The 24,279-nt window shown below is 27.9% G+C and carries 19 protein-coding genes and 1 riboswitch; of the genes, 8 read left to right on the top strand and 11 right to left on the bottom strand.

The genetic code is table 11. The features are described 5' to 3' along the window. Nucleotides 1-241: 241 nt before the first annotated feature. A complete protein-coding gene (locus tag KEC93_RS13030) occupies nucleotides 242-1,201 on the top strand; it encodes a DUF1189 domain-containing protein (RefSeq protein WP_077869882.1) in 960 nt (319 codons plus the stop codon). A gap of 303 nt (nucleotides 1,202-1,504) precedes the next feature. Here the strand turns inward: KEC93_RS13030 and KEC93_RS13025 are convergent, their stop codons facing one another. The 6 genes from KEC93_RS13025 to KEC93_RS13000 all read right to left on the bottom strand — a co-directional run bounded on the left by KEC93_RS13025 (nucleotide 1,505) and on the right by KEC93_RS13000 (nucleotide 6,908). Then, nucleotides 1,505-2,026 (bottom strand): metal-dependent hydrolase, encoded by a 522-nt coding sequence (locus KEC93_RS13025; RefSeq protein WP_065417945.1) that lies wholly within the window; start codon nucleotides 2,024-2,026, stop codon nucleotides 1,505-1,507. 150 nt (nucleotides 2,027-2,176) lie between these two features. After that, nucleotides 2,177-2,365 (bottom strand): FeoB-associated Cys-rich membrane protein, encoded by a 189-nt coding sequence (locus tag KEC93_RS13020; RefSeq protein ID WP_077306835.1) that lies wholly within the window; start codon nucleotides 2,363-2,365, stop codon nucleotides 2,177-2,179. 78 nt (nucleotides 2,366-2,443) lie between these two features. After that, entirely contained in the window at nucleotides 2,444-4,252 is a 1,809-nt protein-coding gene (feoB, locus tag KEC93_RS13015; RefSeq protein WP_077869881.1) for a ferrous iron transport protein B, read from the bottom strand. 53 nt (nucleotides 4,253-4,305) lie between these two features. Further along, complete coding sequence (locus KEC93_RS13010; RefSeq protein ID WP_017211634.1) at nucleotides 4,306-4,530, bottom strand: FeoA family protein; 225 nt, start codon at nucleotides 4,528-4,530, stop codon at nucleotides 4,306-4,308. Nucleotides 4,531-5,140: 610 nt separating this feature from the next. Then, on the bottom strand, nucleotides 5,141-5,959 hold the full coding sequence (locus tag KEC93_RS13005) for a C40 family peptidase (RefSeq protein WP_017211637.1): 819 nt from the start codon (nucleotides 5,957-5,959) through the stop codon (nucleotides 5,141-5,143). A gap of 34 nt (nucleotides 5,960-5,993) precedes the next feature. Next, a complete protein-coding gene (locus tag KEC93_RS13000) occupies nucleotides 5,994-6,908 on the bottom strand; it encodes a S66 peptidase family protein (RefSeq protein ID WP_077869653.1) in 915 nt (304 codons plus the stop codon). A gap of 802 nt (nucleotides 6,909-7,710) precedes the next feature. On the opposite strand from KEC93_RS13000, the gene KEC93_RS12995 reads away from it, so the two are divergent. The 4 genes from KEC93_RS12995 (at nucleotide 7,711) to KEC93_RS12980 (ending at nucleotide 11,658) form a co-directional block, all read left to right on the top strand. Then, nucleotides 7,711-8,118 (top strand): GtrA family protein, encoded by a 408-nt coding sequence (locus KEC93_RS12995; protein ID WP_077869652.1) that lies wholly within the window; start codon nucleotides 7,711-7,713, stop codon nucleotides 8,116-8,118. Nucleotides 8,119-8,262: 144 nt separating this feature from the next. Beyond that, complete coding sequence (locus tag KEC93_RS12990) at nucleotides 8,263-9,999, top strand: ATP-dependent metallopeptidase FtsH/Yme1/Tma family protein (protein ID WP_077869651.1); 1,737 nt, start codon at nucleotides 8,263-8,265, stop codon at nucleotides 9,997-9,999. Nucleotides 10,000-10,049: 50 nt separating this feature from the next. Next, nucleotides 10,050-10,136: riboswitch (glycine riboswitch) on the top strand. 149 nt (nucleotides 10,137-10,285) lie between these two features. Continuing rightward, nucleotides 10,286-10,888 (top strand): trimeric intracellular cation channel family protein, encoded by a 603-nt coding sequence (locus KEC93_RS12985; RefSeq protein ID WP_023974678.1) that lies wholly within the window; start codon nucleotides 10,286-10,288, stop codon nucleotides 10,886-10,888. A 167-nt stretch (nucleotides 10,889-11,055) separates the two neighbouring features. Further along, on the top strand, nucleotides 11,056-11,658 hold the full coding sequence (locus KEC93_RS12980) for a DUF2238 domain-containing protein (protein ID WP_023974677.1): 603 nt from the start codon (nucleotides 11,056-11,058) through the stop codon (nucleotides 11,656-11,658). A 97-nt stretch (nucleotides 11,659-11,755) separates the two neighbouring features. Here the strand turns inward: KEC93_RS12980 and KEC93_RS12975 are convergent, their stop codons facing one another. The 4 genes from KEC93_RS12975 to KEC93_RS12960 form a co-directional block, all read right to left on the bottom strand. Beyond that, on the bottom strand, nucleotides 11,756-14,221 hold the full coding sequence (locus KEC93_RS12975; RefSeq protein ID WP_077869650.1) for a bifunctional diguanylate cyclase/phosphodiesterase: 2,466 nt from the start codon (nucleotides 14,219-14,221) through the stop codon (nucleotides 11,756-11,758). Between the two features lie 520 nt (nucleotides 14,222-14,741). Then, nucleotides 14,742-15,317: a 3D domain-containing protein gene (locus KEC93_RS12970; RefSeq protein ID WP_077869649.1), complete on the bottom strand. Its 576-nt coding sequence runs from the start codon at nucleotides 15,315-15,317 to the stop codon at nucleotides 14,742-14,744. A 339-nt stretch (nucleotides 15,318-15,656) separates the two neighbouring features. Beyond that, the gene (locus KEC93_RS12965; protein WP_077869648.1) at nucleotides 15,657-16,442 is read right to left on the bottom strand and encodes a Cof-type HAD-IIB family hydrolase; all 786 of its coding nucleotides are present in this window, start codon (nucleotides 16,440-16,442) and stop codon (nucleotides 15,657-15,659) included. Nucleotides 16,443-16,601: 159 nt separating this feature from the next. Further along, a complete protein-coding gene (locus KEC93_RS12960; protein ID WP_039770907.1) occupies nucleotides 16,602-17,450 on the bottom strand; it encodes a ferredoxin-like domain-containing protein in 849 nt (282 codons plus the stop codon). Nucleotides 17,451-17,963: 513 nt separating this feature from the next. Between KEC93_RS12960 and nrdJ the strand changes: the two genes are divergently transcribed. The 3 genes from nrdJ (at nucleotide 17,964) to KEC93_RS12945 (ending at nucleotide 23,389) form a co-directional block, all read left to right on the top strand. Continuing rightward, a complete protein-coding gene (gene nrdJ / locus KEC93_RS12955) occupies nucleotides 17,964-20,057 on the top strand; it encodes a ribonucleoside-triphosphate reductase, adenosylcobalamin-dependent (protein ID WP_077869647.1) in 2,094 nt (697 codons plus the stop codon). A 334-nt stretch (nucleotides 20,058-20,391) separates the two neighbouring features. After that, complete coding sequence (locus KEC93_RS12950; protein WP_077869646.1) at nucleotides 20,392-21,924, top strand: sigma-54-dependent transcriptional regulator; 1,533 nt, start codon at nucleotides 20,392-20,394, stop codon at nucleotides 21,922-21,924. Between the two features lie 97 nt (nucleotides 21,925-22,021). Continuing rightward, complete coding sequence (locus KEC93_RS12945) at nucleotides 22,022-23,389, top strand: MATE family efflux transporter (RefSeq protein WP_012058731.1); 1,368 nt, start codon at nucleotides 22,022-22,024, stop codon at nucleotides 23,387-23,389. A gap of 121 nt (nucleotides 23,390-23,510) precedes the next feature. On the opposite strand, the gene KEC93_RS12940 is transcribed toward KEC93_RS12945, so the two are convergent. Beyond that, nucleotides 23,511-23,915, bottom strand: coding sequence for a hypothetical protein (locus tag KEC93_RS12940; protein ID WP_039770901.1), 405 nt, complete (start codon nucleotides 23,913-23,915; stop codon nucleotides 23,511-23,513). Between the last annotated feature and the right edge of the window lie 364 nt (nucleotides 23,916-24,279).

The following is a 24,279-nucleotide window of genomic DNA, read 5'->3' as shown; positions in this document are numbered from 1 at the left end:
CTAGCGCAACAAAATTAATCTTAAATTAAAATAATTCAAAATTAAAATGCCTAGTTTTTTTTAATGACAGGATGGTCTTAATGAACTGTCCGTATTTAATTTTTCATAAATTTTTTTGATATTGGTAATGATAACATATTTCATTTAATTATGCAAACTTTCTATTGTATTTTTATCCAATGTGTTATAATTATCAAGAATCAGTTAAATTTATCTAACTTTTCTTTTAGGAGGTCTTTTTTTGAAAAAAATAATGGGATTTAAAGATAAATTCGCTTATAGTTTCTTTAATTTTGAAGCATACAGCGAATTCTTAGCACAAGGGCTTAGAAAGTCAATATTATATGTTTTTCTTGTTACATTACTATTTTCAGTAATAACTAATGTTAAGGAAATAAATATGATTGCTAGCGAAATATCGGTAGTACAAAATGATCTTTCAAATAATGCACCAAATTTTGAATTTAAGAATGGCGTATTATCTGTTGATTCAGATGAAACTATTTACAATAAACATGAAGGTGATTTTCTATTTTATTTAATATCAAGTTTTATTGGAAACATAAATACAGTAAATTCACTTGACTCTGATGCCATAAGCATTCAGGACAACCTTGAAAATGATTCCTCAACTTTTAGTATCGATGACTCAATGCTAAGCGTAAGTACTGATCAATCAAATTATTATACTTTTATTATTGATACTAAAGGTAAAATTGACAAAAATATTCTAAATTCTTACAAAGATGCTGTGTTTCTTGATTCTAATAACATATATCTTAGAAAAGATTATAGAACAGTTGGAACTATCAACTTTTCTGATTTTTCAAGTATAAATATTAATAACGAAAATTCAGGATACTATCTTTCCATAATTAAAATACTTACACCGATAGTTTTTTTTGTTGTTAATCCTATTAATTCCTTTATTACTAATTTGATTTTAGGATTCTTAATATTTGGTCCATTTGCTGTTTCTATAGGTTCATTTATGGGAGTAAAACTAAAATACTCTAGAGCTTGTACTTTAAGTTTCTATGCGATGACTTTACCTCTTTTACTTGAAGCCTTAATACATGTTGCTGGAATAATAATGCCAGAATTTTTCCTTATATTCTCCATTATTACATTAATCTATTGTAGCTTGGCTATAAGAGAAATTAAAAATAGTGATAAATCTGAATTGAATTTTATGAAGTAAAATTATATCATATGCTATTAAATACTTAAAATATGCTACTTGTTGTTTCCAACATAATGCACCTTATAAAAATATCCTAAAGATTTACTAATCAATCTTTAGGATATTTTTATTCTTTAGGGAATTATAATGCAATTAAATCTGTTGATAACTTTATAGTAGTATATTTTACTAGGGTTAATAACTATAAAAGAATAAAAAACAAATCATATTCGCCTGCCAAATTTTTCTCACATGCGTTCGAAAAGGCAGATGCGTGAAAAAAATCTTCAGCTCCACAGTCGCCTGCGATTTTTTTATATTTTATCTATGAGTGAATGTAAATATTGAGGTTATGTGAAGCATGTCAAGTAGCATTACTATATTAATACATATAAGCATTCCACATAATATATCCTCAATTTTACTATTTGTCTTTATCATACAAATAGAAAACCTCTTTTTACTAAACGGGTAAAACCATGGCAATCCTCCAATCGTTAGGCTATCTAGAACTAAATGAGAAAATATTCCTAAGAATATCCCCTTTATTCCAATTAACATAAGCTTATCTGTAAACATACCAATGGCAGTCGAATATAAAAACAAATATACAAGTGGCGCATGAAATAACTTTCTATGACCAGCCAATTTATTTATTGCTTTTGATACCCCTTTAGTTTTTTTCCCAATATAACTATTTCCATGATCTATATCTGGGAATATACTACCAACAAAAGCTCCTCCAAGTAATACTGCCGTAGACATAAGTGGCATATTTGCCAATTGGCAATTCGTATACAATCCTACTAGTATTCCACCATTTATATGTGTTTTGTAATTCATTTTTTAATTCCTACTTTCGGTTTCTTATTTTATCTTAGGTTTAAATTTCTTCATTTTGTTATTATACTATAAATCATTTTATAGTTTAAAGAAAAATCCACTAAAACGCTATGCTTTTAGTGGATAAGTTAATATATTTAATATTTTTTATTATTCATTATTAGGCTTATTTGTTTGAACAATTTTTATACCTGTATTACTTTTGTCTGAACAGATTTTCTCAGATTTACAACCCTTACATCCACAGTTGCATTTTCCTTTTGAAGAATTCTTAAAAGATTTAAAGATTATAAATCCAGCAAAAGAAATTATTATAATCGTGATTAATATTTCTATCATTTAAGCTTCACCTACCTGCTATTATAAAAGTATGATTTAAGTCTTGATAATGATACTTAATCATATTCTTAACAATTATTAAAAAAACAAACTATTCATTTTTAAAAATAAATGCACAAGGTTATAAAGAAAACCACCCAAATTAAATACTAAGAAAGAAGCAATCCATGCGACAATTAACTGAAAGAAAATTGAAAACAAAGTTAATTTATTTCCATATTCTTTTTGCATCGTACCAATTGTTGATATACATGGAGTATATAGTAGTATAAAAACTAAAAATGCATATGCAGAAATATTAGTGAAATGAATTGGTAAAATCACCGATAAATCCCCTGCAAAAATTACTTGCATAGAAGCTAAAACTGATTCTTTAGCTAATAGTCCTGAAAGTAATGATACTGCGGATTGCCAATTACCAAAACCTAAAGGTTTAAAAACTGGTGCGAGAACATTGCCTATTGATGCTAATATACTATCATCAACTTGATTCACCATACCATGAAGATTAAAGTTAGATAAAAACCATACTACTACGCTCATTGCAAAAATAATAGTTGCAGCTTTTTGTAAAAAACCGCTAGCTTTATCTAATGTTTGTTTATATATAGATGATATTTTAGGCATCTTATACTCAGGAATTTCAATTATAAAAGGTTCTTCATCTTTTTTGAAATATGTATTTTTGAATAAAATACCAAGCAAAAATGCTACTAAGACTCCAAGTAAATATAGTGAAGATACCACTAATCCTCTATGAGATTCAAAGAATACAGCCGCGAATACAGTATAAACTGGAAGTCTAGCGTTACATGACATAAATGGAACTAGCAATGCTGTAAGTTTTCTATCTTTTTCACTTTCTAAAGTTCTAGCAGTCATAATTGCTGGAACTGTACATCCAAAACCTATTATCATAGGAATAAAAGCTTTTCCAGAAAGCCCCATCTTTCTCATCAATTTATCCATCATAAATGCGACTCTAGCCATATAGCCGCTATCTTCCAAAATAGTTATACATATAAATAATACTAATATTATTGGAAGCAACACTATAATTCCTCCAACACCTGAAATAATACCATCTACAATTAGAGAACTAAACCAATCAGAAGAATTGGATAATAGTTGGTGAGCAGTCGGTATAATAATATTATTTAAAAGGTCATCTAAGAAATCCGAAATCGGTTGTCCAACCCAAGAAAACGTCAACTGAAACATTAAAGCCATAAGTAAAAGAAAAATAGGGTATGCTAGAACTGGATGTAGAACAAACTTATCAAGTTTCTCAGTAACACTTTCTTGCAGGTTTTCCTTTATTGCCACACACGATTTTAATACATTTTCTATAAATTTATACGCTTCTTTTTCAGATGAAAAATCAAACTTTCTATGATTCAATGGTTTAGTAAAGTTTCCTTCTTTAAGTCTTTCCTTAACTTTATCTACTCCTATATTTTTTCCTGCAATAATTGGAATTACTTCAACATCTAGTTCTTTAGACAACTTATCATAATCAATAACAATTCCTTTATTTTCACAAACATCAATCATATTTAAGGCTAATATTATGGGTTTATTAAATTGTTTAAGTTGAGTTGTAAGATATAAATTTCTATTTAGATTAGATGCATCAACAATATTTAATATTAAATCAACATCACCTTCTTCTAAAAATTGCTTGGACACTTTTTCTTCATTTGAGAAAGTGTCCATTGCATATATTCCAGGCAAGTCAACAATTTTTATACTTTCAAAAAGAAAACCCTCTTTTTTATCTACAGTTACACCTGGCCAATTACCAACATACTGATTAGAGCCAGTGAGTAAATTATATAATGTAGTTTTTCCTACATTAGGATTACCAAGTAAAGCTACGTTTATCATTTATTTAAGTCTCCCCTATTTTGCTAATAATTAAAATATTTAAGCCCAAATTATTATAATTTTTTTAATAGTATATTCTTAGCATCCTTTTTTCTAATAGCTAAATCAAAACCTCTAAAATTTATAATAATTGGATCACCAAGTGGCGCTGTTCTCCTAAGTTCAACCTCAGTTCCTTCGATGCATCCTAACGCAAATAATCTCTTAACTAATTTTGAATCTCCTTTAATAGATGAAATTATTCCTTTCTCCCCCGGATTTAAACTGCAAATACTCATAATAATGACACCTCCTAAATGAAATTATTTATCATATAATTAAGAATATCATTATTGTCTATAATAATCAATACGAAATTGGTATATTTACTCATATTTTTAATATATTTAAGTTGCTTTTTTCTCATACAGCAATGCGAAATTAATTTGCATACAATTTAGCATAAATAATATTTTAGATTAAATAATCAATTGTATATATTTAGCAATTTATATTGCTATTCTATTACTTATGATTCTATAAATCAAATATATAAGTATATTTAGAAAAATTGCTTAAAATTTATAATTATTTGATTTTCTATAAATAGATATATTTCAAAATTATTGATTAAATTACTAACTATTTCAAATATTTCAATGATCATTTTATTTAAAAATTAATATTTATTTAAGTACTTAAAAAAGGCGCCTTAATATTACAAATAGGCACCTTTCTTGAAATCTTTTTACTATTCTTTGATCTCGCTAATTATATGCTTTGATTCACTATAAGAATTTGCTAATTGTTTAAGTGGCGAATCATAAGGATTTATCCATCCTCTGTTAACAGCTCTTTGCATTGCTAATCCATTATACCATCCAAATTACATGATTTATGAAATCAGTTTTAAAATATACTTCCAAATCGTTTTAAACTTCTATCTAGATCTTCATTATAGTCATTTGAATTTTTATTAAAACTATTTATTTTTACTACATCATTACTTGTTGATGAATGTATATATTTGCCATCGCCTAAGTACATAGCAACATGTCCTGGAAAAAATATTAGATCTCCTTTTTTTATTTGCTTAAATGTTATTTCTTTAATAGGAAAACCTTCTTTAATCTCTGCATCTCTATAAATTAGAATCCCATTCAACATATATGCCATAAAGCAGAGGCCCGAACAATCAATTCCAAGAGGAGTTTTCCCTCCCCACCTATACTGTGTTCCAATATAGGATACAGCCGATGACACTAAATTATTCCTAAGACCTTCTTCATCATTTATATCATAACCGCTCTTCAAATTGGATATGAAACTACTTCTTATCCAGCCCATACTAAGATTAGGTAATATAACTTTTGTAAACTTATTGTCTTTGCTATATTCAGAAGTAGAAATTAAATTAGCACCTCTTGTCAAAGTTGCAATTGGAAATCCAGATGCTTGAGGATTATTAAGAATATCTGCAAAAGAATTAATAACTATTGAATTTTTTTCTGTTTCCCATTTTTCCGATAATTTATCATTTATTATTAAATCAATACCATTAATATATCCTTCGTATTTGTAGTGAGTTCTTACATAAAACCAATTATTAAACGCCTCTTTGAGTATTTCAACATTCATTCCAAATAGTACTTCATCTACGCTTTCCGAATTATTTTTTGGCTCACGTTTTAACATTCCTATAGTATTATTAACTATTGCATTTTTCATAAAATCACTCCAATGTATAATGTTTGATACTCAACTAAAGAATAACTATTTCGCTTCTTTCTCCGTTTATCTTTACTTTTGCTCCTAATGGAATACTTATAGTAGGAGAACAATGTCCGCAAGCCAAATTATAAATTGTCGGAGTATTTTCTGGCTTTATCAATTCTTCAAATATCTCCATTAATGTTAAACTGTTATTCCCTTCTATTGGATCACAACCAGTCCATGACCCTAAAATAATTCCCGCAGCATCTTTAAATTTTCCACACTGCTTTAATTGAAGTAACATCCGATCTATTTTATATGGATATTCATCTACATCCTCTAAGAATAGTATCTTTCCTTTTGTATCGAGTTCATATGGAGTTCCCATAGATGAAGCAACTAAAGACAGATTTCCTCCAACCAATTTGCCTATTGCTTTTCCATTTACTAAAGTTTTTATTTCTTGTCCATCTGGATTTTTTAATATTCCTAATGGCCTATCACTAAATATATTTTTTATAAAATAATCCATTGTGTAATCATCTACACCTTTATAAAATTCGGTTGATATCATTGGAGTATGAAAAGTTATAAATTTACATTTTTCATTAAATACAGTATGAAGAGCTGTAACATCACTATATCCTGCAAAAACTTTCGGATTTCTTTTTATCATATTGTAATCCAGCATGTCCAAAAGTCTTGCTGCTCCATATCCGCCCCTTATTGCAAAAATACCTTTTATAGTCTTATCATCAAACATTTTATTAATATCATTTGCTCTTATTTCATCACTTCCAGATAAATATCCATGATAACACTTGCAACTTTTCCCTAAAACAACTTCAAATCCCAGCTCTTCCATAGCTTTAATTGAGGGTTTTATTCTATCTGGTTTTGTTGGACTTGAGGCTGCAATTAATCCTATTCTATCACCTTTCTTTAAAGGCCTTGGTCTTATCATATATATACCTCACTTGTATATTTTTATATTCAAATTTAAATAAAACGATCATTGTATTTAATATTGTTTACTAAAAATTACATGAATGACATTTTGCAATACAATGATATTTCATAATCATTTGCCAAATCTATTTAATTATATGAATAACCAATATACTTTATAATATATACTTAAAATTTTTGTAGACTCTAAGACTCTAAGATGTAATATAACGTAGAAATATCATAAATAAAGCTAGTTCTTGAAATCTGTTCAGCGTTTATTCAGAAATAATGTATATAGTTAAAATATACATAAGTCTTTTAGTAATCTATGTTTAGGTTAACGCTACTGTATATTAATATAGATTTACAATAAATATATCAATTTTATTGATATATTTGTTTAACAATATTATAGTTGAAGTAATATTGATTACTGAATAAGACACTTCAGCCAGCGTAACTCTTTTCTTAAAATGGTAATAAACAACTTTAATTTCTATACACTGATAGAGTATCTTTGAGTTGATATAATGCATAATCATTATAATGATAAACCTATTGATAAACGCTCTTTATAATTATTAATACAAGTTTATAGATACTAGTTTATTTTTAAGGGGATTGTTCTATTGGACTTATGTTAATTATAAGTTCATTTTTTCATCAATATGGTTTATAGTAAGCTTCAACTCTTATTCACTTGAATAATACTAAAATATATTCAGAAAATACATAATGAAATTAAATAAAAAATAAGATTTCTCATCTTTAATAAATTAATTAGCATAGATGAGAAAATTTGCAGGAGGAAACTTATGGATAATATAGTTCAAAAATTCAAAAACACTTTCTATACAAAAGAATTTGTTACTTTTTTAATAATAGGGGTTATAAATACATTTAACGGAACTGTTTTTTCTTATATATATTCAAGTTTTTTAAATGAGAATATAGCATTTATAGTTGGCTATATTTCGGGTTTGATTATATCGTATTTATTGAATAGTCTTATAACTTTTAAAGAAAAACTACAATTAAATAAATTTATAAAATTTGCAATATCCTATATCCCAAATTTTATTATCCAAAATATAGTTGTAATAATAGTTTTTAATTTCATGGGATTAAATAAACTTATTGCTTATTTATTAGCCGCAATCATAGGCGTTCCAATCACATTTATATTAATGAAATTTTTTGCATTCAGAAAAAGAGTTGATTGAGTATTTCTCCAAAAATTACATTGGTAAAATCAATGAAAGAAATTAGACTTCTAATTTTAAACCTGTATAATCAATATTAGGCTTACAAAATAAGTTATAAATATGTATGCCTTAAGTCATCTTTTAAGAAATTGGAGGTACTTAATGAATAAGATAAAAAAATACTATATTATTATTCCTATAATAACAGCTATCCTGTCTCTTATAGTAATGGTAGTAACATCAATAAATTCAAAGGTAGTTAATAAAGGTTATTCTTATTTTACTGAAGATCTTAATTCTAATAAAATATCAACTGTAATAGTTGATACTTCTCCTAAAATGACTGTAATACTAAATAGCGGTGATAAATACTCTACAGATAATCCGCATACTGATACTTTAAAAGAAAAGCTATTACTAAATGGAATAGAAGTTAAGGACGAGACCACTCCCCCTATTTCAAAAACTATTCCTTCTGGAATTTTAGGATTATCACTTTTTGCAATAGTTGCGATGCTTGTATATAAATCAAAAGGTGGCGTTTCTTCTGTAACATCGATGGAAATGCAAGATTTTAGCAAAGATAAGAAAGCAGCCCTAAATTTTGATGCTGTAGCTGGAAATGAAGAAGCTAAAGAAAGTTTAATGGATGTTGTAGATTTTCTTAAGAACCCAGAAAAGTATCAAAAGTATGGTGCTAGAATGCCAAAGGGCGTTATTCTTTACGGTGATCCAGGTACAGGTAAGACATTACTTGCAAAAGCAGTTGCAGGTGAAGCGGGAGTTCCATTTTATGCGCTCAGTGGTTCTGATTTTGTCCAAGTATATGTTGGAGTTGGTGCTGCAAGAGTAAGAAATTTATTTAAGAAAGCAAAATCTCAAGGAAAAGCTGTAATATTTATTGACGAGATCGATGCTATAGGTAAAGCAAGAGGTAATGGAAAAAATGGATCTAGTAACGATGAAAAAGATCAAACATTAAATGCGCTTTTAACTGAAATGTCTGGATTTGGACAAGAAGAAGGAATTGTAGTAATTGCAGCTACAAATAGACTTGATATGTTGGACAAAGCTCTTCTTAGACCAGGAAGGTTTGATAGACATATAGAAGTTGCATTGCCAGATGTTAATGCAAGAGAAAAGATCTTATCTCTTCATTTAAAGAACAAACCACATGAAAATATTGATATTAAAGATATAGCTAAAAAAACAGTATATTTTTCTGGTGCAAAGCTAGAAAGTTTAGTTAATGAAAGTGCTATATTAGCAGCCAAAGACAACAGTGATTATATAACTTATGACCATATAGAAAACGCATATTCTATAACTTTAGCTGGCCACGAAAAAAAAGAAAGAAGTTATCTTAAAGAAGAAGATAAACTTCTTACTGCATATCATGAGGCAGGGCATGGATTAGTTAATATGCTATTACTTCCACAGGATAAAGTTTCTAAAATAACAATTATACCGACAACAAAAGGTGCTGGAGGTTATACATTATCTATTCCTGAAGATACCAATTACCACAGAATAGATTATTTGAAAAATAAAATTAAAGTTTCACTAGGTGGTAGAGCTGCAGAAGAAATAATTTTTGGTAAAGATAAAATTTCTACTGGAGCGCATGGAGATATATCTCAAACTACTGATATTGCTTTAAAAATGGTTACTGAGTATGGTATGGGAGAAACCTTAGGGCTTATAAATCTATCAAGTGTAGGTCCTTTATATAGTAGTTATGGAAATCCTGTTATTGAAGAATGTAAAAATATTGTTAACGATCTATACAATGAAACACTGAAACTTTTAAATAAAAATAGAGCTTCTCTTGATAAGATTGCTATAGAATTATTAGAAAAAGAAACTTTACACGAAGATGAATTGAATAAATTAGTTTGACATGCTATTAAAACTAATTTATAATATTTCTGATTAATTATAGTAATCGTGTGACGAATTTGGGAGATGCTACAAGCAATGTAGAGCCGAAGGTGAAATCGCAACAAACTCTCAGGCAAAAGGACCGAATTCTGACGAAACTCTGGAAAGTCTTATGACACCCAAGAAGCAATCTTTTTAGTTAACTATTAAAAGAGAATCTTTCAGGTAAAATAACAGAGGCGAATTGTTTATGCAATTCGTCTATTTTTATGCATAAAATTTAATTGAAAGAGGTGTTTGATTTATGAATGATATTAATATATTGGAGTATCTAGGCATATTTGCATTTGCAGCATCTGGGGCTCATGTTGCAATTGAGGAAAAATTCGACTTATTCGGTATATATATTCTCGCTACTGTCACAGCTATGGGAGGAGGAGTTCTCCGTGATATTGTAACGGATGTTGGAATTCCATTATTTTTTGAAAACTATACAACTATTCCTTTTATCATTTTAGGTGCAACAATTCCTGTTATACTTCGTGGAAAACTAAAATATAATAATATGTTTGTGATAATAGATGCAATAGGGCTTTCAGCTTTTTCTGTCTCTTCTGGAATTAAAGCTCTTGAAAGTGGCTATAATTTAATGCTATTTCTATTTGCTACAAGCATTACTGGGGTTGGTGGAGGCGTACTTAGAGATATAATTACCAATAGAAAGCCTGAAATTTTTAAAACTGATGTTTACTGCATTGCATGTATCCTTGGTTCAATTTTACTGTGGTTTCTATATCCTCTTTTAGGAACTCATGTATCCCAGCATATATCATTAATCGTTATTTTTTCAATCAGAATGATTTGTTATATAAAAAAAATAAATCTTCCTGTAATTCATAAGAATTAATTATAGAAAGGCCTCCTACTAGAGTAAATTAATATAAAAGCAATTTACTCTAGGACAAGCCTATTCCTAAATGCACATATTTTTATATAAAAAAGGAAAAGATATCATTAGATTTAGACTCCCTATAAATATTTATAAGTATATACATTAAAAAGGGGTTGATTTTAATGATTAACAAAAGCAGTAAAATTGGCGTAATATTAGCAATATTACTTGAAATATTAATTATTATTACGGCTATTAGGACCGCCTCATCAAATCCGTGGAGTTATCTACTTTTTTTACTCTGGGATGCTATAAGCATATTTATTCCTTTTATCGTTCTTAAAGTTGCTAATTCTAACAAAATAATCCTTCCATCTAGTTTTTTATCAGCATCAATAATATTTATATTTGCTACTTTATATCTAGGAGAAACTTTAAAGTTCTATAGTATGTTCTGGTGGTGGGATTTATTTCTTCATGGTATATTTGGTGTATATGGGGTTATAATTGGAGTACATCTTTTACAGGGAATTATAGAAAAAACTAAAAATACAACCAAGGAAAAATTTTCTAAATTCACCTTAATATTTGCCTTTTGTTTCACAATTGCAATAGGTACCATCTGGGAGATATATGAATTCTTAGCAGATTATTTTTTTAAAACTGATATGACAAATGGAAGTCTTGAAGATACTGCAACCGATCTTATGATAAAGATTACATGTGCCTTTATTACATGCTTAATATATTATTTTTCTAAATTAAAAAAGGCAAATAATGTTTAACAACTTAATAAGTTCATTAAACATTATTTCCCCAACTACAAAAAGTATTATTAATTATTATTAAGTCAATCATTCTTAAATATAGGGTGCCTAAAAATCACCCTATATTTTCTTTTGGTTCTGAAAAATAATATCCCTGAGAATAATCTACATTCAAATCTTTTATTTTATTATATATTTCTTCTTCAGATACAAATTCTGCAATAGTTTCTATCCCCAACTCTTTTGCAAATAATACTATAGTCTTTGTAACAATTTCTGCTGACTTATCTTTATGAACATTTTTAATAATTGATCCATCAATCTTTATATAATCTACATTTAGCTTCATAAGATAGTTAAAATTTGAATAACCAGTTCCAAAATCATCAATTGCAATTTTTGATCCATATTTTTTTACTTCTTTTATAAATTCAGTAACTTCATTAAAATTTTCAATACCTTCCGATTCAACTATTTCAAATACAATCTTCTCAGGGTTTCGTACCTTCTTTAATTTTTTTATAATTAGGGCTCTAATTTCGCTGTTCATTATATCCTGAAGAAGAAGATTTATAGATATTTCATAATTAGTTTTATTTAAAACTTCAAAAGTTTTTTCTAGCATTATTATCGTTAGTTCTTTATATAATCCAGCTTTTTTTGCTATATCCAAGAAAAAATATGGAGATATAACTTTTCCGTTTTCATCAATCATACGAATTAAAGCCTCGCATTTCTCAATTGTCTTTAAACTATTATTAACTATTGGTTGAAAAAATGGAACTATTCTATTTTCAGCTATAGCATCTTTAATTTTTTTAGTCCATATTATATTTTCCTTGATTCCCTCATATATGTTAAGATCTTCCCTATATATTTGAAATAATTCTTTATTTTTTTTTGCATAATTTAAAGCCATTTCTGCTTTCTCAAATAATAATTCTTCTTCTAACGCAACTCCCATTACAATTGTTAAGAAAATCTTACCTTCTTCGTAAACGAAACATTGATTGTTTATTTCATTTTGTAAAAATTGTATTCTTGCAATGAACTCTTCTTTTGCTATATCACTACTTGCTATAGCAAATATATCCGAATTCACTCTGTAAGAATTTAATTTATTCTCATTACAGTAACAACTAATTAACTTAGAAATATCCTTCAATACCTTATCGCCTATTGTATTTCCATAAAAATCATTTATATCATTAAAGGACCTTATATCAATAATTGTAAGTTTAGTGTATTTTTCTACACACAAGTCATTAATTAGTTTATTTCTATTTTCTAAACCCGTCAACTTGTCCGTATAATATTGTTTTTCTAACTCATCTGTTTTTTCTTTTATTTTTTCCTCTAATTTTATATTTAATTGATTTAATTCTTCCCCAGTATTCTTTATCAGGTTGTATAATGCTGAATCCTCCTCATTAAAATAAGAGTATTCATCATCAATTTCTGATATAATTTTAATTCTTGCATTGACATCTTCTGAAAGTACTAATACGGTCATTGTTTCAGTGTAAAACATATTTTTATTATTAACATTATTAAATTCACCAAAGGTATAAAAACCACCTACAGATAAATCTTTAAACGGTATTATTTCCTTTGCATTTACTTTCTTAAATATATTTTTTCTTGAATCACATGAATATATTAATAAACTCTCACATGGGCACCTTGTAATCTCGCTATACATTTCCTTTGCACTTTGCAAAATCTCTCTTAAGTCACCAAAACCAATCCTTATTTTTTCACCAATATCCAGCTTTGTAGATATAAGCGCTTCTTCTGCATTTATGAATTTTAATATGTGAGCACTAAAATATCTGTTATTTCTTTTTACCATTAATGGAAACTTATTTCCCATACGTAGAATTTGATCATTATTGTTAGTACCTAAATACTTGTTATAAAATTCTTTTACTGATATAGTTCCTATCTTTTTTACTATGTTATCTTCTACCAATGTTATCTCGTGTTCTTTCCCTATAGGTATGCAATTAAAACTACTTCCGTTATTTACATTTAAAAATTCACCTTTTAATGCAACTGCAGCTACTGCGTTTTTTTCTACTCCCTCTTCTGTAAAAACATATGTTTCATACGCTGGATCGCTCTTCCCAGCAATTCCACCAGCTACCAGAACATGATCATTTACAGAATTTATCCCATTTAAAAGTTCCTCGCCCATAATGCTTGAATCGCCAAAAGATATTATTGCCTTCGTATCTGTACTAATTAGACAATTAGCTATTTTCACACCTTTACTAAAATCAGATATATTATCCTTAACTAAGATGGATTTAATTATGGTTTTCTCAAAAACACTTATGGAGATTATGCACTCCCGTTCAAATATATCTCCATTTAGTATTTCACCTGACGACGTAGCCCCAACTATTTTGCATTGAGGAATTAATAATTTTAAATTTCTTATTACTTCATTTATAAACTCTTTATTGCATATCCCAGAAAACACCTGTACTAATATATTATTATATTTCATTATGTCATTGCTATTTACATATAATTGTAAAGTTTTAAAGTCCCTATATTTAACATTATAGGTTTTCATAATTCACCTCAATAATCTGATATTAGATTTTTATACACATATATTCAATTATACCATTTAACGAGGTCTTATTCATTATTTTTCTACATAATTTAGCAGAATTTTCGTTTTGAATCATAAAAGTTAATACAACAATATTACATTTATTTATAATATTAAATAATTTGAGAAAGTTAGTCTTATTAAGATTATATTATTAGTATACTATGTACTATTAAATATTACATTATGCTTCCATTAACATATCCTTATAATATACAAAATTTATTATAAAACAAAAAGATATAAGCGAACATTCCACCTATATCTAAATTAATACATAGCAAATTCACTCTAAGCTTGTAATAATAAAATCATTATTATATTTTTTCTAAAAGTTCCTAAGGGTTTCATCCAATTGAATATTAACAATATTACATATAATTTTATAAATATTTAAATTGAAAGATGTAACTTCCCTTAGGATATTTGTGTAAATAAAATCACAGATATTAAAGTAATTTTAAATTTATACTTATTCTTATTCTAATAGATATATAGTAGTAGTTTTTCTACCAAATTGTTTAGCCTCTTCATATGACGGGACCCAAACATCTATTACATAAGTGCCATCTTTTTTTACCTTAATTGCTCCACCTCTATCTTCAACATCAAACATGCCATCAGGCTTATAACTTTCCAACTCCGGAATATACATCTTGCTTCCAAGCGGTATATTAGATGGGGCCGCAATAACACCTATTCTTGTTGTTGTCTGCATTGCTGTTTGTGACTTCCATTTTCCCGAACATCTAGGATCATCACTATATGCAGTTAATTCTGCTTTAATAGGTTTACCTATTTGCTTTTGCTCTTTTACCGATGATGCATTTACTGAATCAGATGAACCTTCATCTGATTTCTTTACTGATTCTGCATATTTCTCAATATCGGCACTTTCTTTTTTGAGATTAAAGTCTTCTTTATAGCTACCTGTAACAATTCTATTTATTTGAATATTTTTAGTTTGCTGATCTAAAAAGGTTGTTTCAAATCCTAGCAAACATACTCCTAGAAATATACAAGTTTTTATAACATTTATTTTTAATTTAATCAAATTACCACTCCTTGTGTTTTATTTGTGACCTAATAATATTCTAGGTTACTTTCCCCACCGATATGGTATTGCCCTATTATAGGATAAGAATGTATCAAACACAAAAGTAATTTTTGTTACATATAGATATAATTTTCATAATTGCATATGAAAAGGTTATATATGTTGTATTCTCGCATATTTCTTGGTAATATAGGCAGCAAATAATATTTGAAAAATTTTAATTTTAGTATTCTTTAGGTTCATTAAATAAATCATATGATTTTTTAGATTAGTATAAATAATAATAAAATTTACTAAAATAGACCTGCATTTTAATAAATAAAATGCAGGTCTATTTTAGTAGATAAATCGCTCTATTCCTAAAGCTACTCCATCATTTTGTACAGTATCAGTTACTTCCTTAGCGTGTTCTTTAACGTAATCCTCGGCATTCCCCATAGCAATTCCGCATCCTACTGTAGACAACATTTCTATATCATTCTTACCATCTCCAAAGGCATAGCTATTTTCTATTGGAATATCTAAAAAGTCCAATACTCTTAATATTCCAGTTGCCTTTGTATTTGATTTTGAATATAGTTCAAAAGATTTTCCCTCTATATTATGAATATAATCGTAATCATCATTCGCTAAATTCAAGCAATAATCCATTCCACTTTTATCATTATATAACATCTCAATTTTGTACGTCTCTACTTTTTCTAGATCATATTCAGATTGGAAATATTTTTTAGATATACTAAAAGAATCATAGAAAGAATGTAGTTTTTTATATTCATCTTTAATGTATGAATATGTTTCTCCTTGCAAAATATATTGAATATTACGCTGCTCAAAATTATACACTAATTCTTTTATGGAATCCCTTTTAAGACATTCTTTATATATACATTTTTCCTTAACTTTTACATATGCCCCATTGGTAAGGACAAAGCCATCAAATCCAAAATTATACAAAGACTCATTTAAAAAGGCATATGGTCTGCCCGTTGCAATAAATACATAATCTCCATTTGCTTGAAGTGAGCGAATTGTTTCTTTTACTCTAGGCCTAATATCTGTTATTCCATTTAAACAGTCCATTAAAGTTCCATCTATGTCAAAAAAAACTGCTTTATTCATGATTACATCTCCCCCATAGTAATTCATTCTCATTTAATATACTTTATTATCGTTTAATATCATTCTATTTTATTTATTCATCATTGTCAAACCATTTGATTATGTTTTAATAACATAATCATTAAAATAATATTAAACGAGAATTAACTATAGCAACATCTATATATCTAGTGCGTTCTTTATATGATTAAAACCTAGTCTACTTATTGTCATTCCTAATCTTTCACCTTTGATAGCATTATTTTTATAATACTCAATAACCATTTCTGTAATAACTTCCAATTCATCAGGCTGGTAAAGTTTTTTAAGACGATTTCCTATTCTTAAATTTCTTCCAAACTTGCCACCTAAATATACTGCAACTCCTTCATTATCTAACTTCATAGCTTTAAAAGGACATGCTTTGATACATTGCCCACAAGAAATGCATTTATCATAATCTATTACTGCTTTTTTATGTACCATTGATATCGCGTCAACTTTACAAGTACGTTCGCAAATCTTACATCCTTTGCACATATCTGTCTCAACCTTTGGTTCATTTTGAGCTAAAAAACCCAAATCACTGATTGGAGCTTTTACACAATTATTAGGACATGCTGCTACTCCAATTTTAAATTTACCTGGAAGATCTATTCCTAAAAACTTTCTATCGAGATTTTTAGCTATTTCTTGTGAATCTAATAATCCGAACCTACAAAGTGCTCCTTTGCAAGCAGCTACAGCTACAACCCTTGTACCAGTGCCTCCTGTCTTGATTCCTGCGTTTAATATCCTTTTCTTAACCTCTGGAATCAAATCTTCTCTAATCCAAGGTATTTCAACACATTGCCGTGTTGTAAATCCCATGTATCCATTTCCATATAATTCAGATATTTCTGCTAGACAAACCATTTCATTAGAACTTAAATTTCCTGCATCTGTCAATATTCTAAGTGAAAAATATTCTTTATCTTGTTGCTGCATGAAACCTTCTAATTTTAATGCTTCAAGCTCATTTTTAGTCATTGTTTTTTATCTATCCTTTCTGCGCAAGCGGTCTATGTGCTAATTTTAGCTAAAAGTAATAATTTATATTATGAAACTTTTGAGCGCAATAAAAAACCTACAGTTATACCTGTAAGTAACTGCATATAGCTTATATTTAGATCTATAGCTAAAGCCGCTTAAAATTTATATTACTAAATTACAGTATCACGATTTATTATATAAAACTGTGATTGATATCACGTTTATGCAATTACTCATATAATCTCTTTATAAAATTACATTTTATTTTATAAGTCCTTCCTTAAATATACTTAATTAAATTTTCATATTACTTGTCAAAATCAATCATTATAGCGAATGGGACAACTCTATATATTGTATGAATACTTTTTTATAAATACAACATATTGTATTTTATCATAAAATGATTTAAAATAATGTTATTATAAAACTTGAAGATATTATAATTCAAAAGAATATAAGGATTAGAAAGAAATTATTAGCTTATTAAGTAAAACTGGAGGAATATATATGAGCGAACTATTATCAGAATCATTTTTAAACAAATACAGAGAAATTAGGAATACGCCTTTAAGCAATATCGGTGAATTTGTTTATTTACGAACTTATTCTAGATATTTAAACAATAAAAAACGAAGGGAAACTTGGTTTGAAACAGTTCTTAGAACAACAGAATATAATATTGAACTTGGCATAGAATTTAAAAAGAAACAGGGATTAAGCATAAATTTACAAGATGAAGTAAAAGAAGCTGAACTGTTATTTGATAATTTATTCAATTTAAGGACCTTTACATCAGGTAGAACTCTTTATATGGGGGGAACTGATATAGTAAAAGAATATCCACTTTCAAATTATAACTGTGCATTTACAATGGTTGAAAAATTCCATGATTTTGTAGACATATTTTATCTTCTCATGATTGGTTCAGGTGTCGGTGTTAGAATAGATAAATCTCTAATATCAAGAATGCCTAATATAAGGAGAATATATCTAGACAGCGAATATAATGAAGATATTCATAAGTTCATTCCAAAAGAATATATGGAAAACACCAAACTTATTTTAGACGATGGAGATCCATCAGTCGCTAAGATTAAAATTGGTGACAGCAAAGAAGGCTGGTGTAACGCCCTAGAAACTTACTTTAATTTGATTACAAGTCCTGAATATATTAATATTAAGAAAATTACATTTGATTACAGTTATGTAAGACCTGAGGGTGAAAGATTAAAAAGGTTTGGTGGCAGAGCATCTGGTCATAAATCGTTAAAAAGAATGTTTGAAAAAATAAATAAGGTTTGCAGTAATCTTGTTAATGGAAGCTTAAGGTCCATAGATGTGCTTGATATAGCTACTATAATAAGTGAAAATGTAGTTTCTGGTGGAGTTAGGCGTAGTGCAATGATGATAATTTGCGATGAAAATGATGAAGATGTTATAAATGCAAAAAGTAAACTATATACAATAGTCAATGGAAATTGGATTGAAAATTCAGAAGTATCTCATAGGAAAATGAGCAATAATTCCGTTTTATATAAAGAAAAACCATCGCTTAATAAAATAAAGAAAATCCTAGAATCCATAAAGATAAATGGTGAACCTGGTTTTATTAATGGAAGTGAAGCTATGAGAAGAAAAAGTACATTTAAAGGTTGTAACCCCTGTGGAGAAATTTTACTTAATTCACATCAATGCTGCAACCTATCAACTAACAATTTAGCCTCATTCGTAAATGAAGATAATAATCTAGATATTGATAAATTAGAAAAAATAATAAAACTATCTACTAGAGTAGCTATTAGAATGACCCTAGTAGACGTAGAACTTCCAGATTGGAATAAAATCATGCAAAATGATAGAATCGTTGGAATATCATTAACTGGAATGATGGATATGGTAAATAGAACAAACATGACTTATAAAAATTTAGGTTTATTGCTAAAGCGTTTACGAGATGTAGTTAGATGCGAAGGGATTAAATACTGCTCAGAACTTGGAATTTCCATTCCTGAGCTTATGACAACAATTAAGCCTGAAGGATCTCTATCCACACTTCCATGTGTAAGTTCAGGAATACATTATTCACATTCTAATTATTATATTAGGAGAGTTAGAATCTCTACATCTGATCCTCTATATAAAATGATAGAAAAGCTAAAATGCTATCCAATTTATAATGAAAATGGTCAAAGTGATGAAAATTGCACAACAAAAGTTATAGAATTTCCGATCAAAGCTCCTTACGGAAAAACAAAATATGATGTTGGAGCTATAGAACAACTTGAACTTTATAAATTATCAATGATAAATTGGACTGATCACAATACTTCAATTACCGTACATGTAAGAGAAAATGAGTGGGATGATGTTGCCAATTGGCTCTATGAGAATTTTGACTATGTGGTCGGTATAACTTTCCTTCCTCTAACAGACGAAACTTACCCTCTTTTACCTTATGAATCTACAACAAAAGAAGATTATGAGGAGCGTATAAAAAATATTAAACCTATAGATTATGAATTATTAGCTGAACTTGATGATGATGACGAACATGAAATAATTGATAAAGAGTGCGCAAATGGAGTTTGTCCAGTAAGATAATATAATATTTTATATTATTATATTAAAAGAAACTACTAAGTAATTGAAAGAAGCCAGTGCTGTAAAAACACTGGCTTCTTTCAATTATAAACACAAACTTTTATTTTATAGATAACTGCCTTTTTAGGTGTCAATATATTATAGGGTTCTATAATGAGAGCCAGACTTATATGTATATCAGCGAAAATTGAATACATATTTACTCCATATATATGTTGCAATTAAGTGTCTGGATCTCCATACTTTTAAATATAGATAATATATGTAATTAATTAATTGATTTATATATTTGATATAATAGTATAATAAATTAATTAATGGAGTAAATAAAATTATGAAAGCAAAAATACTTTTTTTAGCACCCTACTTTGGCTTAAAAGAGATCGCAATGTCAGTTTCATCTGAATATAATGATTTTCAAATTGATGTGTATCAAGGCAATTATGAGCAAGGACCAAAAATTCTGAAACAAGTAAATATAAACAAAAAATATGATGTGATCATAACAAGAGGTGGTACTGCAGAAATTTGCAGGAAAATCACTCAAACTCCTATTGTTGAAATTCATATTAATGCCTTTGATATACTTAGAATTTTAAAATTATCTGAAGGATATAAAGGAAAAAAAATATTTTTATCTTATCCAAATATATTTAAATCATTTAAACAGTTAAGCGAACTTTTAGGTTATTCAATGGAATCAAAGTGTTATTTTCAACATAAAGATATTCCAGACATAATTAAAGAACTAAAACAAGAAAACTATGAACTCATTATTGGCGATAATATGGTATATGAAACAGCGCAGGAGTTTGGAATTAATAGCATACTTATTACAAGTGGAATTGAAGCTGTAAAAAGCGCTATTGATGAATCAATACGCTTATGCAACGCTCTTTTTAATAATAAAGACTTAAAATCCAAAGCAGTTGACTATACATATTATGAAAAAAGAGAAAAAAATAATATTGATGATTTTATAAAAATATTAAATCCTGATGAAATATCACCAAGCTTTGTACATACAGTATTTCCTCAAACAATTCTTTCTCAAATATCATATCTAAGTAACACACCACTTCCAACAATTATTACTGGCGAAGACGGAATGTGTAAGAATGATATCGGATATTTATGCACTTACTATGGTCCTCAAAAAAGAAAAAGCTTAATATGTATAAGCTGTCACTCTATTCCTGAATATTACAACTACGACTTTCTATATAAAATCATAATTGATAATTTTAAAAACGAAGGCGGCACATTATTTCTGGAGGATATTGATACGTTATATACAGAAGGGCAAAAAAAGATAGCTAATATTTTAAAAAAATTATCTATAAACAATACTATTAAAATAATTACATCTTGCGAATTCCCTGTTGAACTCTGTGTTAGCAATGGAAATTTACTTAGACAACTCCGTTCAATAATTGATGAAGTTAGAATTGAATTAAATCCTTTAAAAAATTACAGTAATGAAATCAGCAATATGGTAAGTATGTATCTTTCAAAACTAGATTTAAGATGTGCAAGTCAGGTTGTAGGTATAAAAGAAGGTGGTATAAAATTACTATCTGAATACGATTGGCCTGAAAATATACGACAATTTATGAGAGTTGTAAACCAATTAGCACTTAAATGTAATGGCTCTTATATTAATGTTGATGAAGTAAAAACAGCCTTAAAAGTAGAATTTGAAAATCACAAAAATGCTTCTCTAATCCCTATTAATTTAAATGGAAGCTTAAAAGAAATAGAAACTCGTATTATAAAGCATGTAATGGAGGAAGAAGGAATGAATCAGGTCAAAGTTGAGAAAAGATTGAAAATTAGTCATAGTACATTATGGAGAAAGTTAAAATGATTTCAAAATGAAACATTTTCTCTAATTAGTTTGTTGAATACGTAATCTAACCTTTAGTATAATAACCTAATGAAGAAATATTAAGGAAGTGAAAATTATGACTAAAGATATGACTAAAGGGAATATACATAAGCATCTTATAAGCTTTTCTATTCCATTAATACTCGGAAATCTGCTCCAACTTACTTATAATGCCGTAGATTCGATCATAGTAGGAAGATTTTCTGGTACAGATGCTTTGGCAGCTGTTGGAACGGCTAATCCTGTAATGAATATTGTAATTTTAGGAATAACAGGTATATGTATTGGAGCATCAGTTCTTATGAGTGAATTTTTTGGAGCTGGGAAATATGAAGAATTAAAAAAAGAGATTTCGACAACTTTAATATTCGGATGTTTTTTTTCTCTAATAATTGTAATATTAGGCTTAATCCTCTCTAAGAATATATTAATCCTCCTTGGAGTTCCAAATGAAATTCTCGAATCTGCAACACTCTATCTAAGAATAATATTTGCCGCAATGCCTTTTACATATCTATATAATGCAGTATCTGCAGCAATGAGAAGTGTTGGGGATTCAAAAACACCAATAAGATTTTTAGCTATAGCATCTATTTTAAATGGATGTCTTGACTTTATTTTTATAGGAGGCTTTAATATGGGAGTACTTGGAGCTGGACTAGCCACAACTATCGCTGAAGCTTGCTCCGCTCTATTTTGTATAATTTACATATATAAAAAAGTACCATTGTTAAGACTATCTAAAAAGGATATAAAATTAGATAAAACGCTTTTAAAACAAACTCTCCAGCATGGATCAATAACAGCTTTGCAGCAATCTTGTCAGCCAATCGGCAAATTGTTAATTCAAGGTGCTATCAATCCATTAGGGGTAGCTACAATAGCAGCCTTTAATGCTGTAAACAGAGTTGATGATTTTGCTTTCACTCCACAACAAAGTATATCTCATGGAATGATGACTTTTGTTGCTCAAAATCGTGGTGCAAATAATAAAAATCGTATTAAAGCTGGATTTAGAGTTGGCTTATTCATAGAGTTTTGCTATTGGATAATAATCTGCTTGGTTGTATTAATTTTTAAGACACCCATAATGAAATTATTTGTCTCTTCTAATGATAATAACATGGTTGACTTAGGTGTGAGTTACTTAGGACTTATGGCATTTTTTTATTTATTTCCTGCATTTACAAATGGTATTCAAGGTTTCTTCAGAGGCATGGGAAACATGAAAATTACATTAATCTCTACACTTATCCAAATATCCTTTAGAGTAATATTCGTTTTTATATTAGTTTCTCATGTAGGGATGATAAGTATGGCCTATGCAAGCCTCATAGGATGGATATTCATGTTAGCTTATGAAGTTCCATATTACTTCATATTTAAAAGGAAGAATCATTTATTAAAAGATTACGACAAAGCTGAGAAGAAATTTCAAGTTTAAAGCTAAAATTTCACCTTAAAAAATCAATTAAAAGAAGGCATTAAAATAGTCTTAGAGATCATTTTAGTGCCTTCTTTTAATTAACTTATATATGAAGTCAAAAGTTATAATTTATACAATCCTATTTGACTTCAAAATTTTTATTTGCTTTTACTATATATCCATTGTCATCTATTTCTGAATATGTTAATACATTTACACATGCAATTGAAACAATACCCTGAGTTTTATCTTTTTCATTTGTTAAAGTATAATAGTTATACCCAGTGTTCTTAATCTTATCATTATAAAAATTTATTAAAGCTTCATCTGTTATTTTATCAGGATTATATGTAACTTCTCCTCTTTTTCCTATTTCTTCTCCTGAATTATTTAGAACTGATCTCTCTTTTATTTCTTTTATATGTATTCCTGCATACTTATTACTATTAATATATTCATTTTTCACCTTCTCTGGAATGCCGCTATATCCAATTATTGAAAATAATACGAAACCAAATATTAATCTACTAACTATTTTTTTCATTTATAATTCCCCCTATATCCTAATAAGATAATTGTATATTGTTTGATGTTTTTGTCAATTATTACTTAGTAGAAATATTGATTACTTATGTTATATAAATAAATATCTATAAAAAAACAAACTATATTATGTATCTATATATACTTTTAAGATTGTTAAATAATTATTTTTTATTATGATAATTTATACATATTCTTCAAATTGAACTTATAATTAGCTAGTTTTTTAACAATATAAAATAAAATTCAGAAAATTCACAACAACCACTTGAATAATTAGTAACATATTGTTATAATACTTAATAAGATAGTGATATAAATATCTATATTTTTTTAAATCTTATTGTTAAATAATTAACGTTAAT

It is taken from the genome of Clostridium beijerinckii, assembly GCF_018223745.1.
GTDB classification, from domain to species: domain Bacteria; phylum Bacillota; class Clostridia; order Clostridiales; family Clostridiaceae; genus Clostridium; species Clostridium beijerinckii.
This window is presented reverse-complemented; position numbering and strand designations above follow the sequence as displayed.

Excerpts from the sequence above, each read along its gene's own strand:
- KEC93_RS12965 (WP_077869648.1), bottom strand. The coding sequence starts at position 16,442 with ATGAATAAAGCAGTTTTTTTTGACATAGATGGAACTTTAATGGACTGT.
- KEC93_RS13005 (WP_017211637.1), bottom strand. The coding sequence starts at position 5,959 with ATGAAAAATGCAATAGTTAATAATACTATAGGAATGTTAAAACGTGAG.
- nrdJ (WP_077869647.1), top strand. The coding sequence starts at position 17,964 with ATGAGCGAACTATTATCAGAATCATTTTTAAACAAATACAGAGAAATT.
- KEC93_RS12985 (WP_023974678.1), top strand. The coding sequence starts at position 10,286 with ATGAATGATATTAATATATTGGAGTATCTAGGCATATTTGCATTTGCA.
- KEC93_RS13000 (WP_077869653.1), bottom strand. The coding sequence starts at position 6,908 with ATGATAAGACCAAGGCCTTTAAAGAAAGGTGATAGAATAGGATTAATT.
- KEC93_RS12945 (WP_012058731.1), top strand. The coding sequence starts at position 22,022 with ATGACTAAAGATATGACTAAAGGGAATATACATAAGCATCTTATAAGC.
- KEC93_RS12980 (WP_023974677.1), top strand. The coding sequence starts at position 11,056 with ATGATTAACAAAAGCAGTAAAATTGGCGTAATATTAGCAATATTACTT.
- KEC93_RS12960 (WP_039770907.1), bottom strand. The coding sequence starts at position 17,450 with ATGACTAAAAATGAGCTTGAAGCATTAAAATTAGAAGGTTTCATGCAG.
- KEC93_RS12950 (WP_077869646.1), top strand. The coding sequence starts at position 20,392 with ATGAAAGCAAAAATACTTTTTTTAGCACCCTACTTTGGCTTAAAAGAG.
- KEC93_RS13020 (WP_077306835.1), bottom strand. The coding sequence starts at position 2,365 with ATGATAGAAATATTAATCACGATTATAATAATTTCTTTTGCTGGATTT.
- KEC93_RS12975 (WP_077869650.1), bottom strand. The coding sequence starts at position 14,221 with ATGAAAACCTATAATGTTAAATATAGGGACTTTAAAACTTTACAATTA.
- KEC93_RS13025 (WP_065417945.1), bottom strand. The coding sequence starts at position 2,026 with ATGAATTACAAAACACATATAAATGGTGGAATACTAGTAGGATTGTAT.
- KEC93_RS12940 (WP_039770901.1), bottom strand. The coding sequence starts at position 23,915 with ATGAAAAAAATAGTTAGTAGATTAATATTTGGTTTCGTATTATTTTCA.
- KEC93_RS13010 (WP_017211634.1), bottom strand. The coding sequence starts at position 4,530 with ATGAGTATTTGCAGTTTAAATCCGGGGGAGAAAGGAATAATTTCATCT.
- KEC93_RS12995 (WP_077869652.1), top strand. The coding sequence starts at position 7,711 with ATGGATAATATAGTTCAAAAATTCAAAAACACTTTCTATACAAAAGAA.
- KEC93_RS12990 (WP_077869651.1), top strand. The coding sequence starts at position 8,263 with ATGAATAAGATAAAAAAATACTATATTATTATTCCTATAATAACAGCT.
- feoB (WP_077869881.1), bottom strand. The coding sequence starts at position 4,252 with ATGATAAACGTAGCTTTACTTGGTAATCCTAATGTAGGAAAAACTACA.